This is a genomic window from Priestia sp. YIM B13551 (genome assembly GCF_042787905.1).
Lineage (GTDB): Bacteria > Bacillota > Bacilli > Bacillales > Bacillaceae_H > Priestia.
In genome coordinates, this window is record NZ_JBHZOX010000002.1 from 1229997 (window position 1) to 1246414 (window position 16418).

A 16418-nucleotide genomic window follows, 5' to 3' on the forward strand; every position below is an offset into this window, starting at 1 on the left:
ATTTCATTACTACTTTCGCTCCTCAATCATTTTGCGTGCTACTTCTCGATCGTCAAAATCAAATACTTTTTTACCAATAATTTGATAGGTCTCGTGCCCTTTTCCAGCAATGACAACAACATCATCTGCATGCGCTGCTTCCACTGCATAGCGAATAGCTTCTGCACGATCAGCAATCGTCACATAGTTATCTGTATCCAAACCTTCTTCCATATCTTTTAAAATAGCCAATGGATCTTCACTTCGTGGATTATCAGATGTCAAAATAGCTTGTGTACTGTATTCAGCTGCAATCCGAGCCATGATTGGTCGTTTTGTACGATCTCGATCTCCGCCACAACCAACAATAACATATATATTGCGTTTTGCGAATTCTTTTACAGTTTTTAACACGTTCTCTAAGCTGTCCGGCGTGTGGGCATAATCAACGATAACCGTAAAATCTTGCTCCGCATCAACCACTTCAAAACGCCCAGACACGCCTTCTAACACTTTTATTTCCTCGACAATAACTGACAGAGGAATACCTGACACTAAACATGAAGCCGTAGCCGCTAATACGTTGTAGACGCTGAATTTCCCAATAAGCTTCATTTCTACACGAACCGTTTCTGTCGGTGTTGTCAAGTCGAACGTTGTGCCGCTGTTTGTAATTTGAATATTTGTTGCACGAATATCACTGTCACGGTCAATGCCATAGGTAATCACTGTAGCAGCCGTGTTTTTAATATATTCCTCGGTTGCCGCATCATCAGCATTAAGAACAGCAAATTTAGGACGATTATGGTTATAAGCGTTTCCTAACTGTGCAAATAGCAACCCTTTCGCACGACGATAATCTTCCATTGTATGATGATAGTCCAGGTGATCTTGCGTTAAGTTACTAAATACTGCCACGTCAAAGTCGCACCCGTGTACGCGTCCTAAGTCAAGTGCATGAGATGATACTTCCATCATCGCTACTTCTACATTCTCTTCCACCATTTGGTGAAATGTTTTTTGGAGCGTAAGCGATTCAGGCGTTGTGTTTTTCACATCATAAGACGTATCACCAATACGAATTTCAATCGTTCCAATTAGACCCGTCTTTTTATGTTGTGATTTAAAGATATGCTCAATTAAATGTGTAATCGTTGTTTTTCCATTTGTGCCTGTTACACCAATTAAATGCATTTTTTGTGTGGGCTGATTGTAGAAAGCATCCGCTAGCACTGCCATTGCTCGTTTTGTACTCTTTACGCGTACAACAGGTACTTCTACATCCACAGGCTTTTCCGTTAAGATTGCTACTGCCCCTTTTTCCACAGCCATCTGTGCAAAGCTATGGCCATCAACTGTATAGCCGTCTATACAAATGAACAATGCTCCGGGCTTAACTTCTCTTGAATCCATTTCAATTGACGTAATATCAATATTCTGTTCAGGAAGCTGAACAAAATCATGTAAATGTGTTAGTAGTTCTCGTAAATCCATTCCTACCATGTCCTCTCTATTTGTAAAGTGAAACGTTTGTTATAAGACGCTATGGCAACTATTCTTCTTTTTCTAGCACCTAACCTATTACATTTTACAGAAAAAGAAGCCCGGAGGGAACACCCCCAAGGCTTATTTGTTGATTTCATGTTCACACGCAGAGTAACCTGCTGATTATCATGCAAGGAAGAATAGTGGTTTATAGAGATTTTTATTTTCCCATATAAATTCTAACCGTTTCGCCTTCTTTAACTTTCGTTCCGGCTGCAGGAGACTGCTTGACCACTTTATCTCCTTCGCCACTCACATCTAATTTTAAATTAAGTAGCTGTTCTTGTAACTCTTTTTTTGACATTCCTACGACATTTGGTACTTTTATCATTGGTGTGTCCAGCCACGTTAACTCTTTTTCAATTTGTCCTTTACGCGGTTTAACGTCCATCACACGCAAACTGTCTTCAATCATTTTACCTACAATCGGAGCTGCTACAACTCCACCAAACTGAATGGTGCCTTTTGGATTATCAACCGCAACATACACGACAATTTCAGGGTTATCTGCTGGTGCAACACCGATAAAAGAAACGATGTGATTATTTTTTAAATACTTTCCATTTTGAGCTTTCTGCGCAGTACCCGTCTTTCCTCCAACGCGGTACCCTTCCACAAAAGCTCCTTTTCCGCTTCCTTGTGCTACTACACTTTCAAGAGCAAAACGCACTTGCTTAGACGTTTCCTCGGAAATAACTTTTCGCTTAGCAACCGGCTTATGACTGCTTACAACTTTTCCGGTAGTTGGATCCACCCACTCTTTTGCAATATAAGGTTCATAAAGCGTTCCACCGTTTACGGCTGCTGAAACAGCAGCTACTTGTTGAATAGGCGTAACAGCAACCCCTTGCCCAAAAGCTGTTGTAGCTTGTTCAACCGGCCCTACTCGCTCAAGCGGGAACAAAATTCCTTTTGCTTCCCCTTGTAAATCAATACCTGTTTTTTGACCAAAGCCAAATTCTTTAATGTATTTGAACAATTTCTCTTTTCCTAAACGTTCCCCCAGCTCCACAAAACCAGGGTTACATGAGTTCTGTACAACTTCTAAAAAAGACTGCTGTCCATGTCCGCCTTTTTTCCAGCAGCGAAGTCTCGCTCCGCCAACTTCCGCGGCTCCATCATCGTAAAATTGATCTTTTAGTAAATCCACTTTCTTTTCTTCAAGAGCAGCTGCCAGTGTAATAATCTTAAACGTTGATCCGGGCTCATATACGCTCCAGATTGGAAGATTGCGATTATACACCTCAGGCTTCACATTTTTAAAATCCGTAGGATCAAAGCCCGGACGACTTGACATACCTAAAATTTCACCGTTTTTAGGATTCATGGCAATAGCAATCATACCATCTGGATTATAGGCTGTCTGAGCATTATCCAACTCACGCTCCATGATCGTTTGCACACGTGAATCAATGGTCAATCTCAAATCCAGCCCGTCCACAGGTGCTGTGTAGTCATCGGCTATATTGGGCATCTTTTTACCTTTAGCATCAGAATACAATTTAACTGAACCTTTTTGTCCTTTTAGCTCTTTATCATAATATAATTCAAGGCCTGTTAACCCTTGATTATCTACTCCCGCAAAGCCTAATACATGCGACAAATAACTTCCAAACGGATAGTACCGCTTCGAATCCTCAGCTATATATACGCCTTTTAAATTTAAATTTCGCACTTCATTTGCTTTCGCATGTGAAATTTTTCTTCCTTCAGGACGCAAATACACGCTAGAAGAAGCTTTTGTTATTTGTTCATATACTTTTTCTTTTGATGCTCCCAGCACTTTTGCTAACTTTTCAGCCGTAACAGCTGGATTTTCAACTTGTCTTGGCATAACTAAAACGGTCGGTGCACTTTTATTTGTAGCAAGTGCCACATCATTGCGATCTAGTATCTTTCCTCTTTCAGGTTCAAAAGGAATATTCCGACTCCATAAGTCTTTGGCTTTTTCAGTTAGCGTATCCCCAGTCAGCAACTGTACATATCCAAGCCTTGTATCAATAATCAAAAACACAATAAAACCGACAAACAAAACAATGGCTAGCCTTTTACGAACTGTGACTCCTGATACCCGCATATATTAGAACCTCCTCTGAATCGGCTCGTTCCAATATATGCTTGTACAGGATTCACTAGAACTTATTTTCTAGTCAAGTTGCTTATCGTCTTTTTTACTATCAGACTCACTTTTTTCCGTTTCTTTTAACTTATTTAACGTGCTTGAAAACTCTTTAGGCGTTTCAAGTTCCACTTTCAGATACGTTCCTGCTTTTAGCGGATCGCCTGCTTTAATACTTTGACTTACAACATAACCATTTTCAAGTGCGCTAGGTCGAACGTTGACAAATTCACTAAAGCGAATAACATCACGATGTGAAAAACCTGTTAAATCAGGCATTGTGGCTTTTCCATTTGTCTTAATGAACACGCGTTGACCAGTGACAATGGTATCAGAAGTAGGTGATTGGCTTTCTACCGTATCTCCTTTACCTATTACAACAGGAACAAGTCCTTTTTGTTTTAAGTCTTTCACGGCACTGTCAACTGATTCGTTAACGTAAGATTTAAGCGTAATTTCTGAATCTACCTTTTTCTCTTCTGTTTTCTTTCCATCTTCGTCTGTTTTTTCAGGCTCCACCCCTAAGTACTGCAGACTGTTTTTCATCACCGGATTAAATACGGCTGTAAGCGGTGCAGTACCCGTCTCTTGAGGCGTGAGAGTTGGATTTTTAACAGCTACATAGACAAGCAGCTTTGGATCTTTAGCAGGTGCAAAGCCCATAAAGGAAATGAAATTTTTCCCGTGTCCATGCAAGTAGCCTCCGTTAGGACCAGGGATTTGAGCTGTTCCCGTCTTTCCAGCGACATCGTATCCTTCAATCGCGTAAGGTTTCCCTGTTCCGTCATCAGAAGAAACAACGGTTTCTAAAATATCTAGCGTTTCGTTCGCTGCTTTTTTAGAAATAGGTTGTCCCACTACGGTAGGTTTCGTTTTCTTAATCGTTTTCTTATTTGTTTCATCGACTACTTGTTTAATCACGTAAGGCTTCATCATTTTCCCGTCATTTGCAATCGCAGTAGCCGCTTGAATTTCTTGAATAGGCGTAAAAGCAGACGCCTGTCCAAACGCAGTGGTTACGCGGTCTCTCGGGTACTTCGTCACTAACTTGCTAGAAGCTTCGTTTGGCAAGTCAATTCCCGTTTTATCCATAAAGCCAAACTTGTCCAAGTATTTATACAAACGGTCGGTACCTAATTTTTCGTTGGCTAAAATGGCAACCGCTACATTTGAAGACCTTTGAATTCCTTCATTAAATGTAATAGCTCCCCAGCCGACTCCGCCGTTGTGATCGTTAATCGGAACGCTGTTTTTCGTTACTTTATAAGATCCCGACTGATAGCGGTCTTCGCCGTTATAGACCCCTGCATCAATCGCGGCTGCTAGCGTAAAGATTTTCATCGTTGAACCAAGTTCATAGCTGTTTTCGACAAACGGATTACGATAAGACGTGATATCACGAATATTTGGGTCAAATGAAGGGCGGTTTGACATTGCCAAAATTTCACCGGTTTTCGGATTCACTACCGTTGCCATTAGCTCTTCTGGTTTATATTCTTTAGCAGCAGCTGTCATTGCATCCTCTAAAAACGTTTGAATTTTTTCATCAATTGTAAGCGTGACGCTGTCTCCATTTTTTGGAGCTACAATTGACTCTTTTGGATCCGGAAGCTTAATTCCATTTTTAGCAGCTTCGTATTTTACATATCCATCTTCTTCAGAAAGCTGCTTATCAAATACTTTTTCAATTCCCATTTTCCCTACGATTTTACCCGTATCATCTTTTTGTGCGTATCCTAAAATACTTGAGGCGAATACACCGTTTGGATAGAAGCGCTTCGAATCGCGTAAAAACGTGATGCCTGGGAGATTTAGTTTTTCAATTTTTTGCTTTAGCACGTTATCAATGTCACGTCCGCCTGGGCCAAGTTCGACTTGGAAGGTACCACGTTTAATTCCTCTCGTTAACATGCTGTCAATTTTCGATTCGTCCATCTTTAATAATGGGGCTAATTTTTCAGCCGTCTTTTCAGGGTCTACCACGTGCTGCGGATGATCTTTGTCTTTTGTTTGTTTTTTATCTAAAATCGCCACAACCGTATAAGCACCCGTGTCTTGGGCGATTGCTTCTCCGTTTCGATCGTAAATCGTACCGCGCTGTCCTTCAATTTTAGACGTTCGCGTATGCTGTTTTTGTGCAATTTCGGCTAAAGCTTCTCCGTCTGCTTTGCCCGTCGCTTGGATGTAAAAGAACCTGATGGCTAATACAAAAAAGAGCAATGCAAATATTAAAATTAATATTGCTGCTCCTGTACTAATATTGCTATTTTTTCTTGGCGTAGTCATCGCAATTAATCGTTAACGACTTTTACGTTATTTTCATTCAATTTTAGTCCAAGTTCTTTTGCTTTTGTCCAAATACGATCGTATGCACTTAACTCTGTTACCTGTAATTTTAACTCATTGTTTTTTGCTTCTTGCTTGTCAATCTTTCCATCGAGTGATTGCACTTCTTCACTGATGCTATAAAGCGAAGATTGATTTGAAATGATTTGCACAGACCCAAACAGCATGAGTGCGACAAATCCAGAATACACAATTTTTTCACCAACCGTGATTTTTCTTTTTGTCTTCCGAACAACTTGACGTACCGTCTTTTGCTGCTTCTGCTGCTGATCTTGCTCTCTTACTTTGTATGCTACATTGTTCATTCTCGTCCCCTCCTCTTTGATAAAACCCTTTAATTACACTAATTTCTCAACAATTCGAAGCTTTGCCGAACGCGCGCGCTTATTTTCTTCTATCTCTTCTTCTGAAGGTAAAATAGGTTTTCTTGTAATAACTTTCATTTTAGGTTTAAATTCTTCTGGAATAATTGGCAGTCCATGCGGAAGCTGCGGAACCGTGCTTGCATTTTTAAACGCAACTTTACAAATTCGATCTTCAAGTGAGTGGAAGGTAATAACACTTACACGTCCACCTTTTTTGATCACATCCATAGCCTGTTCAATTGCATCTTCAAATACTTGAAGCTCATCATTTACAGCAATTCGAATAGCCTGGAAAATTCGTTTTGCCGGATGTCCACCCGTTCGTCTAGCTGGCGCTGGAATACCATCTTTAATAAGATCAACCAGCTCTAGCGTTGTTTCAATTGGTTTAGACTCTCGATACGCTTCAATTTTGCGGGCAATTTGTTTCGAAAACTTTTCTTCTCCGTATTGGAAAAAGATTTTTACAAGTTTTTCATAAGGCCATTCATTTACTACGTTGTACGCAGAAAACATTGAGTTTTGATCCATGCGCATATCAAGCGGGGCATCATGATGAAAGCTGAACCCTCGCTCTGGTGTATCCAACTGAGGAGACGAGACTCCGAGGTCAAACAATACTCCGTCTACTTCTTCAATTCCATGTTTCATTAGCTGCTCTTTTAAATAGCGAAAATTACTTTTGATTAGAATAACTCTGTCTAGATACGGGGCCAATTTCTCTTTTGCATTTGCAAGAGCGACATCGTCTTGATCAAACGCAATTAATTTCCCTTTTTCTGATAGCTGTTTTACGATATATTCACTATGACCTGCTCCGCCAAGCGTGCAGTCGACATATACTCCATCCGGCTTAATATTTAAGCCTTCCGCTGCTTCTTTAAGCAAAACAGTTGTGTGATTAAACATTATGACACCTACTTCTTTCTAAACTACTTAGTTATGTATACAAAAAGCAAAAAACGGTGTTTTTCTTTGATATATATACACGTTTATATTATATATCAAAGTTCAACATTATTTCAGCTATTTATATAAGAATTAAGTAGAATTTTGTCTTTTTGTCACAAATAGTGTCATTTTGTTAAAAGTAGGACATATTCGTAGAATAAAATGTAAGGAATATAAGGTTTTTTTGCGCAATTAGAAATAAATACCTTATAAGGATTCAATTGGTTGACATTCACCTTGTAGACTTTTTCTCTTTTCCAAAATAAAAATCCTGCTTTTCAGCAGGATTTTATTAGACATAACAGACTTTTAACTGGTGATTTAATTCGACTTCAGCACTTAGTAAATCTGACACAAATTGCATACCATAACCGTTTAAATAATACATAATATTCCACATGCGTTCCTGTGGAGCGTTGTAGGGACGAAGAGCAAGTTCAACTTGAGCATATTTTGAATGCTTCACATCGTGCTTAATTAGCTGTTTGGATTCGACAATCTTTTGAATGGTTTCAAACTGCTTTTGAATAATCCCTCGATTTTTAAGCATGACTTCATCAAATGTTTTGTCTTCTTTTTGAATATTTTCACGAAGAGTTTTATGAATTTTTTCGAAATCTTCTTTCGCTTTTTCAAAATACATTTCGTATGGGTTGTGAACTTCCGTCTTAAGCCAGTGCTCCCTCTCTGCATCTACGCCTTCGTTCACTACGTTCGAAAGGTCTAACTGAAGTTCATCCATATACTTCTCGATATGTCTTTCTACGATTGCATAGGATAACCTAGGGACCACGGGAGGCATTTTAAAGCTAAATAAAGAAAATGCTTTTTCAAGCTCTGCCCAATACGCTACTTCCCCGGGACCTGCAATAAACGCAAGGGTAGGAAGTAAGTACTCCTGCATAAGGGGTCTAGTCACAACGTTGTTACTAAGAAGCTCAGGCGTTTGTTTAGCAATTTGAACCAGCTCTTCTTTAGACAGCGCGAGTTCATTTTGCTTTCCAACAAACTGCTCTTGTTCTGCATCTCTTTCTAAAAGTACTCTGTTTTCGTTGTGTGAATAAAAGAGATGAGCCGTTTCTTCTCCCACTTCAATCATTCGTCCGTATTGTTTTTGAATCTCTGTTTGCTGTTCCATGACGGCTGACGATAATTTGTCATTTTGTTCAATTAACGTCACAAAGAAAGAAGATTCAATGCTGCGCACTTCTTTAGAGGCTGCATCCATTAAAATAAGACCTGACTCTGCGAACATTGTGGTAACCAAATGAGCAAAGAAATCGACATAGGTACGTGATTTATCTAACGCCTCTAAAACAAAGTGTAATACCTGGTTTGTATGCGCCGTTTCGTTAAACGTTTGAAATACATCACGAACCCAGCTTATACAGGCTTCATGGTCTAGTTCGATTTGAGAAACCATTTGCTTTTTCTTTAAAGAATGCTTTAGCGTTTTCTTTAAAAGCTGGTTTTTATGCTCTGTGTATACATGGTTGATCTCAGCAAAATCATGATCTTCTCCAGCAATCCAAAATACCGGAAGCACGGGCACGTTTAAAGCTTCCTCTTGTTGTTTAGCTAGGAGCACAATTGAAATCACTTTATGAATGGTGTACAAAGGACCCGTAAGCAGCCCCGCTTGCTGACCTCCAACGACCACTACGCTGTTAGGATCTTTTAGCTTTTCAATATTTTCAATCGTCTTAGAAGATGCTCCGTAGCGCTTATTAAAATCAAGCAGATACTCAGCAAGCTGTTCTCTTGGATAAGACTGCTTTTGAACATCCGCTAAACGTTTTTCATATACGTCTTTTTCGTGTATATTATAATGAAAAAAGGAAAGTGCTTGCTTTTCACCTTTTATGTAATCGTTCGTTAGTTTGTTTCCCGCCTTTAAAGAGACGTCTGTAATCTCCATGAAAGAACTTCCTTTCTTTTCCTAATACTTATATTCTCTACATATAGCTTCATTATCCATAATGTAACTGCTCACGTCTAGTAACATGCTTTACAGAGAGGAAATACGAAAAGCGATTCCACCTATATTTAATACAATATGTGCAATAAGAAACAAAACAAAATTCATCCGAAAGAACCCTTTCGCAATAAGCTTCATTTCTAAGTCATGTTTGACTTTCCAATGTACAAACATCATAATCATTGCTACAACTAAAAGGACTAACGCAATCAACCACAAAAAAGAGTGCCCGAAAATTTCCACAGCTGCATAATGCACGGATAAAATAAGAAAAACCGTAGTAATGTACGTTGCTATGTGGACAGATTTCCTTTTATTTTTCGTCAGTTTGCGTAAAAGCATGTATAGAATAAAAAAACCAACGAGCGGCAGAGTGACAAACGTCGCAAAAACTCCAGCAATAAAACTTCCCATGTTAATCACCCTTTTCTTCTTCGATTCCTTTTATTGACCCATATAAAAAGTCAACAATAGGCGTCGACGTTCTTTTTTCAGCAGCTTGTGTTTGGATATAGCCTAAAATAGCATCAATTTCTGTTTGCCGCCCCTCCTGTATATCTTTTAGCATAGAAGATTGATTTGTACTCGTGCGTGAACAAACCCCCAGCGCATTTTCCCAATAATTAAAAGCTGAATCCAGTTTTAACACAGCCGCAATCTCTTCAAACAATAGACGCATCGTTTTATAAAAGTAGCTGTTGTGAATCAGCTGCCCATTTTTTACCCGATACAGCGCCGTAAGAGGATTGATGAGCGCATTTACAACTAATTTCTTCACCAGCATCGCATACCAATCTGTTTCAATCACCCAAGGAAAATTCACAATTGGCAAGATAGACTCCATTTCTCCTCTGTACGAAGCAATACGGGTTGTTCCTATTCCTGTATGATGGACGCTATCCATATTTGTACGCATTGCCCCGTGTTCAACTGTACCCAAATAGAGAGTGCGCTGCGGGAGATTTTTGAGAATTTCAATATGGCTCATACCGTTTTGGATAAACAAAAGGGGAGTATGTATAGTAAGGGTTTGGATAAAAGGAATTATCTCTTTTAAATGATACTGTTTTACAGTAATAATGATTAAATCTGCTTCTTTTATGTTTTTTTCCAGAGGGATAGCACTGACTTTTTTAGTGTGATGTTCCCCTTGTCTATGTAAGGTAATTCCATTCTCGTTAATACACTTTGCTTGAGTTTTTGTTTTCGTGTACAAGGTTACATCATAACAATCTGATAAATACGCGCTAAACAACAGACCTAATGATCCGCCTCCAATAATACCTATAGTTTTCATCGTATTTTTTGTTCCTCTTTCTATTATTGAGTTTCATTTTAGCAAAAAAATGCTTTGAATTAAATGCATTCTTTAAATTTTACCTATTCATATAGCCCGTGTGATTAAAAATCACCGGGCTTATTGTAAATTATTTAGAGTGATCCCGTTTTTTTCTATTATACGGGATACACCGGATGTTTACGACGGCTAAAGGTCACATTCTTTGTTTCATATAATCGAAAGCGATCAATTAAAGTTCGACGCAGTTCGTTAGTAGGAACGATGTCGTCAATAATAAGTTCAGAAGCCAGCGTATAGATATCAATGTGTTCTTTATACTCCTGCTGTTTCTGTTTAACAAACATAAACCGCTCTTTGGGATCTTCAATTTCATTAATTTTATTAGAATAGACGGCATTTACTGCCGCTTCAGGACCCATTACGGCAATTTGAGCAGTAGGTAATGCAAGGCAGCAATCCGGTTCAAAAGCTGGACCAGCCATAGCGTAAAGCCCTGCGCCATAAGCTTTGCGCATGACTACGGAAATTTTAGGAACTGTAGCTGAACTCATCGCTGCAATCAATTTTGCTCCATGTCTAATGATGCCTGCTCTTTCTACTTTGGTTCCAATCATAAATCCAGGTACATCCGCTAAAAATAGCAAAGGAATATGGAAGGCATCGCACAGTTGAATAAATTTTGCGCCTTTATCTGCTGAATCTACAAACAGCACTCCTCCTTTGACCTTCGGCTGATTGGCAATAATCCCTACTACTTTTCCATCTATTCGTGCAAGCCCTGTTACCAATTCGGCGGCAAACAGTTTTTTCACTTCAAAGAAGCTCCCTTCGTCAATAAGGGTATCAATTGCTTCATAGATATCAAATGGAACATTTTGATTCTCCGGAATTAGTTCTACTAAATCCTTTGTCTGCTTAGGCTCTTTAGCTTTTTGTACTTTAGGCTTCTCTTGATAGTTTTGTGGAAAGTAGGTTAAATAAGATTTGGCATACGAAATAGCTTCTTCTTCAGAATAAGCTAACACATCTCCACATCCGCTAATGCTGCAGTGCATATGTGCTCCTCCCATTTCCTCTAGCGTAACCTTTTCTCCAATAACAGCTTCGGCCATACGCGGCGAACCTAAGTACATAGAAGCGTTTCCATCTACCATCACAACAATATCACAAAATGCAGGGATATATGCCCCTCCAGCTGCTGACGGACCGAAAAGCAAACAAATTTGAGGAATGACGCCGGAAAGTTTTACTTGATTGTGAAAGATCCGTCCAGCGCCTCGGCGGTTTGGAAACATATCTAATTGATCCGTAATACGTGCTCCTGCAGAATCCACTAGGTACAGCAAAGGCACATGCAGTTTTTCTGCTACTTCTTGAATCCGAATAATTTTCTCTACTGTTCTGGCCCCCCAAGACCCTGCTTTTACAGTAGAGTCATTAGCCATTACACAAACCGTTTCACCGTTTACTTTTCCAATTGCAGTTACAACACCGTCTGCCGGCAACCCTTCGGCTTTATTATTTGCAAACATGCCGTCTTCTTCATATTTCCCGTCATCAAATAAAAGCGCTAAACGATCTCTTACAAACAGCTTCTGTTGTGTTGCAAGTTTCTCTTTGTACTTCTCCGCGTTGCCACGCTCTACTTTTTGACGATTTTCATCATATTTTTTCTGAGATTCACCTGTATGTATCATGATATCTCTCCTTTATGAGTTATGAAATAGTCACCAAAACGTCGCCTTCGTTCACAAAATCCCCCACGGCTATATGGACAGTCTCTGCAATACCAGCTTGATCGCTTTCAATAGGAATTTCCATTTTCATAGATTCTAATACAACAACAACTTCTCCTTTGGCTACACTTGCACCTTGCTGAACAAACACATTAAATACCATGCCTGCCATTGTCGCTTTGATTTCACTCATTGTGGTGCTCCTCCTTTATTTAATACTGTTGATAATAACGATGTGTTATAGGTGCCTTTTTCATATAACTCTTCATTTAACAACTGCTTAAATAGAGGAATATTCGTTTTGATTCCCTCTACAACAGCTTCCGTAAAATATGATTTAGCTAGTTCAATTGCATTTGAACGCGTACGACCAGTAATGATAACTTTTGCAATCATTGGATCATAAAAAGGTGTAACCGCATTCATATCACTGTAGCCGCTGTCTACGCGCGCATAGGTTCGCTCCGGCAAGTGATAACCCGTAATTTTTCCTGGAGCCGGTAAAAAAGTAAACGGATCTTCTGCATAAATTCGAAATTCAATGGCATAGTTATTTGCTGCTATTTCCTCTTGCACACGAGGAAGCTTTTCTCCGCGCGCAGCTAAGATCTGCCACTTAACTAAATCGACCCCTGCAATTTGCTCGGTGATCGGATGCTCAACTTGCAGCCGCGTGTTCATTTCAAGAAAATAAAAATTTTCGTCTTCATCCACGATAAACTCCACCGTACCTGCATTATAATATCCGATTGCTTTAGCCGCTTGAACGGCTTGGTTTTGCATGGCTTGTCGCGTACTTTCTTTTAAAGAAAGCGCAGGGGCTTCTTCAATCACTTTCTGATTTCTTCTTTGTACGGAACAATCGCGTTCAAAAAGATGAACGACATTACCATGCTGATCTCCAAACACCTGTACTTCGATATGTTTTGCATTTGTGATAAGCTTTTCAATAAACATTCCTTCTTGACCAAAATATGCTTTTGCTCTTGCTTTTGTTGAGGCATACACTTGTTTTACTGCTTCTTCGTTATCGCAGCGCACCATCCCAATTCCTCCGCCGCCTCCGCTTGCTTTTAACATAACGGGATATCCAATTAGACTCGCTACTTTACAAGCCTCTTCAACTGACGTCACATCGCCTTGGCTGCCGGGGACAACAGGTACACCCGCTTCTTTCATCGCGGCACGAGCAGCAATTTTGTCGCCCATCATCGAAATGATTTCGGGAGAAGGACCGATAAAACAAAAACCTTCATCAATCGCTCTTTTAGCAAATGCACTATTTTCCGATAAAAATCCATATCCAGGATGAATGGCATCTACCTTTTCTTCATGACTAATTCGCAGCAATTCTTCTACATTCAAATATGACTTTTGCACAGGAGGCTCTCCAATTCGACGTGCTTTTGTAGCCGCTTGAACATAAGGAAGTTCTGCATCTGCATCGGAATAGACAGCCACCGTTTCAATGCCCATTTGTTTGCATGTATGAATAATACGAAGAGCAATTTCTCCTCGATTTGCAATCAGTATTTTTTTCACCTTTCTCTCCCCTTTCCTCAAATTTCTACTTTCCCCCATATAATTCTACAATAATTTTAAAACTCCTCTACAATTTTTGAAAACGCTTTCTATTTGAATCTCCCTTTCCTTTTGCTTCCTTTCTAAAAATTGATGCTTATAGTAATGTATTCTTCGTATTTAACTGAAAGAATTCATTTTTCTTTATGCGCATTGAACATTCGTTCACCAATCATGAAAACAGAATATTTTGTATTTTTGTTATATAATATTAGATGAACGAACCAAGCCAGTTCGTTCGCCTAGCAAGGAGACATAACAAGGGGGATATAGGATGAATTACGAAGTGAAGCATTTAAAAATTAATTTTAAAACGCTAGAAGAGTTCAAGAAATTCAAAGAATATGGCATTCAAGAACTTTCAATGCTAGAAGAATTACATGCTAAGATTTCCGATAATGAAATAAATTCTCCGTTTTACGGCATTTATTTTGGAAATAGCTTAGTGGCTCGTATGAGTCTCTATAAGCGAAACAAACAGTACGATCAATATTTCGAGCCGCCTCAAACGTATATTGAAGTGTGGAAACTTGAAGTGCTCAGTGATTTTCAGCGCAAAGGATTAGGTCAAACACTCGTTGAATATGCCAAATCCTTTCAATTACCTATCAAAACAAGCCCACGAGTAAAATCGAGTGATTTTTGGTCAAAAATGGGGTTCGTACCTGTAACGTATGATATCGATCGCGATTTGGGAGAAAACCCTCTTATTTGGCTACCAAATGGTGTAAGCGAACAAAAATAAACAGCTGATTTCCAGCTGTTTATTTTATATCTATGTGGTATATATGATCAACATGAAGTAGGGAGCATTCAAACTATCGCTTTACTTTTGAACTTTTTCTAAATTTAAATTTTTATCCACTTGAAATTTCACTTTTCTACTTTTTTCATCCTCTTTTAATACAACCATTTTACGAGCCCTCTCCATAATTTCAATAAGAGCTTTATAGTCATCTTCCACAATTAACAAGTTGTTTTGCAAAGCTTTTTTTTCTTTTTCCAAAATCGTTACTTTCTCTTGTAAACGTTCAATCTTTTGCTGCAGTTCTTCATTAGCTTCGAGAAGCTCTGACGAATGTCTTTGCCCTTGATCTACATTTTCTAAATATTTAATTACCTCATTAAGCGAAATATGTTTCTCTGCTTCCATATATGATAAGCGTGCAGGCTGCTCGTCATCTTTTGAAACAGTTCTTGCTTTTAATTCTTTTCTCTGTTTTTTCGCAAGATCAATACCAGTCTTGTATTGTTTGCGCACAAAAGAATTCCAGCGGAAGCCACAAGCTGCTGATGTTCGTGTAAGTTTCTTCCCCACTTCTTCAAATGCAGCTAGCTGAGTGCCACCTTCACGTATATGACGCAGTACAATTTCTGCGAGTAATAAATCTTCATCATGAGTCCATGCATCTTGACGAGAAGAAGTCATTTTTCTATCCCTCCTTATCCGTACTTATTAAATGAATATGCACCTACTAGATAAGATAGACTATTGTTCCTCTTCTCAATCAAGAAAATCTTTCATATACTTTGAAGCAAAATGGGAAACCCGTGATTCTTTCATCTTTCGCTTATTAACTATATTGCTATGGAAATGCAGTTCATAACTATGTTTTTTTAACGATGACCTTTTGAACCGCTTCTTCATGCTCAGGCGACTCCCACAATATCGAACAGCGGTGAATTTCTTGTTCCATCCGATTCCAAACCCGGCTTTGCTCCCATTTCTCAATAGCGATTTCTTTGTAAGCTTGCAATACCTGGGTCGGTTTATGAGTGATAGGCGCTAACCACTCCTCACACCTCATAGTTAGCTCTTTAAACGACGTGACATAGGAAAGAAATCCAATTTGCTTTGCTCGTTCTACTCCATACAACTGAGCACTGTAGATCATTTCCATCGCTTCTTGATAACGCAGCTTTTCAAGAAGAATGGTTCCTCCTCCCCAGCCTGTTGTAATCCCTAAATTCCCTTGAATAAAGCCCATTTCGCTATGTGTTGCACTTATACGGAAGTCACATGCAATCGCAAGCTCACATCCTCCTCCAACCGATGTTCCATTCAAAAGAGCAACTGTTGGTTTTGGGAGTGTTAAAATCTCATAAAGAATTTTCCCCATTTTCGTTAACATTTGAGACGCCTCTTTCGAAGTCTTGAGCTCATGAAATACGCTTAAATCTCCTCCACTGCAAAATGCATCTGAACCAGCACCTGTAATTACAAAAGCTTTTACTAACTGATCATGTTTCACATAATCTACAGCTTGCTGCAGTTCATTCATAACATCATAATCAATGGCATTACGCTTTTCAGGACGATTAATCACAAACGTAGCAATGCCTTGGCTTGTAGTAAACAGCTCGCTTTTTTTCATGCTTTTTCCTCCCTATAGACAAGGTATGAATCCTTTTACAACAGTAATTGTTTATTTAAAAAGAGTTCTTGTTCTATAAGAAAAATCCTTCTCTTCCAAAGGGCAGAGAAGGAAAAAAGGCAAAAAAAATAAAAGACCCTTAA

14 protein-coding genes are annotated in these 16418 nt (G+C 39.1%); 1 reads left to right on the forward strand and 13 read right to left on the reverse strand.

Going from position 1 to position 16418, the window contains the following annotated elements; genetic code table 11:
* Positions 1 to 9: 9 nt before the first annotated feature.
* The 11 genes from ACFX4N_RS15890 to ACFX4N_RS15940 form a co-directional block, all read right to left on the reverse strand.
* Entirely contained in the window at positions 10 to 1473 is a 1464-nt protein-coding gene (locus tag ACFX4N_RS15890) for a UDP-N-acetylmuramoyl-L-alanyl-D-glutamate--2,6-diaminopimelate ligase (RefSeq protein ID WP_192100018.1), read from the reverse strand.
* Positions 1474 to 1684: 211 nt separating this feature from the next.
* A complete protein-coding gene (locus tag ACFX4N_RS15895; protein WP_013084856.1) occupies positions 1685 to 3601 on the reverse strand; it encodes a stage V sporulation protein D in 1917 nt (638 codons plus the stop codon).
* A 69-nt stretch (positions 3602 to 3670) separates the two neighbouring features.
* Complete coding sequence (locus ACFX4N_RS15900; protein ID WP_057273975.1) at positions 3671 to 5929, reverse strand: penicillin-binding protein; 2259 nt, start codon at positions 5927 to 5929, stop codon at positions 3671 to 3673.
* 5 nt (positions 5930 to 5934) lie between these two features.
* Positions 5935 to 6294 carry a cell division protein FtsL gene (gene ftsL, locus ACFX4N_RS15905; protein WP_013058965.1) on the reverse strand — a complete coding sequence of 120 codons (360 nt, stop codon included), beginning with the start codon at positions 6292 to 6294 and terminating at the stop codon, positions 5935 to 5937.
* A 33-nt stretch (positions 6295 to 6327) separates the two neighbouring features.
* Positions 6328 to 7263, reverse strand: a complete 936-nt coding sequence (rsmH, locus tag ACFX4N_RS15910; RefSeq protein WP_013058966.1) for a 16S rRNA (cytosine(1402)-N(4))-methyltransferase RsmH — start codon at positions 7261 to 7263, stop codon at positions 6328 to 6330.
* A gap of 334 nt (positions 7264 to 7597) precedes the next feature.
* The gene (bshC, locus tag ACFX4N_RS15915; protein ID WP_057273976.1) at positions 7598 to 9223 is read right to left on the reverse strand and encodes a bacillithiol biosynthesis cysteine-adding enzyme BshC; all 1626 of its coding nucleotides are present in this window, start codon (positions 9221 to 9223) and stop codon (positions 7598 to 7600) included.
* Between the two features lie 90 nt (positions 9224 to 9313).
* Complete coding sequence (locus tag ACFX4N_RS15920) at positions 9314 to 9697, reverse strand: DUF3397 domain-containing protein (RefSeq protein ID WP_013058968.1); 384 nt, start codon at positions 9695 to 9697, stop codon at positions 9314 to 9316.
* 1 nt (position 9698) lies between these two features.
* The gene (locus ACFX4N_RS15925; RefSeq protein WP_057273977.1) at positions 9699 to 10580 is read right to left on the reverse strand and encodes a 2-dehydropantoate 2-reductase; all 882 of its coding nucleotides are present in this window, start codon (positions 10578 to 10580) and stop codon (positions 9699 to 9701) included.
* 158 nt (positions 10581 to 10738) lie between these two features.
* Positions 10739 to 12280 carry an acyl-CoA carboxylase subunit beta gene (locus ACFX4N_RS15930; protein WP_377261777.1) on the reverse strand — a complete coding sequence of 514 codons (1542 nt, stop codon included), beginning with the start codon at positions 12278 to 12280 and terminating at the stop codon, positions 10739 to 10741.
* A 19-nt stretch (positions 12281 to 12299) separates the two neighbouring features.
* Positions 12300 to 12512: a biotin/lipoyl-containing protein gene (locus ACFX4N_RS15935; RefSeq protein ID WP_013058971.1), complete on the reverse strand. Its 213-nt coding sequence runs from the start codon at positions 12510 to 12512 to the stop codon at positions 12300 to 12302.
* Entirely contained in the window at positions 12509 to 13861 is a 1353-nt protein-coding gene (locus tag ACFX4N_RS15940; RefSeq protein WP_013058972.1) for an acetyl-CoA carboxylase biotin carboxylase subunit, read from the reverse strand. The genes ACFX4N_RS15935 and ACFX4N_RS15940 overlap by 4 nt, the downstream gene beginning before the upstream one ends.
* A 313-nt stretch (positions 13862 to 14174) precedes the next feature.
* Between ACFX4N_RS15940 and ACFX4N_RS15945 the strand changes: the two genes are divergently transcribed.
* Positions 14175 to 14645: an N-acetyltransferase gene (locus ACFX4N_RS15945; protein ID WP_013058973.1), complete on the forward strand. Its 471-nt coding sequence runs from the start codon at positions 14175 to 14177 to the stop codon at positions 14643 to 14645.
* Between the two features lie 81 nt (positions 14646 to 14726).
* Here ACFX4N_RS15945 and ACFX4N_RS15950 read toward each other — a convergent pair whose 3' ends face one another.
* A complete protein-coding gene (locus ACFX4N_RS15950; protein WP_013058974.1) occupies positions 14727 to 15329 on the reverse strand; it encodes an RsfA family transcriptional regulator in 603 nt (200 codons plus the stop codon).
* 178 nt (positions 15330 to 15507) lie between these two features.
* Positions 15508 to 16275 carry an enoyl-CoA hydratase/isomerase family protein gene (locus ACFX4N_RS15955; RefSeq protein ID WP_013084864.1) on the reverse strand — a complete coding sequence of 256 codons (768 nt, stop codon included), beginning with the start codon at positions 16273 to 16275 and terminating at the stop codon, positions 15508 to 15510.
* Between the last annotated feature and the right edge of the window lie 143 nt (positions 16276 to 16418).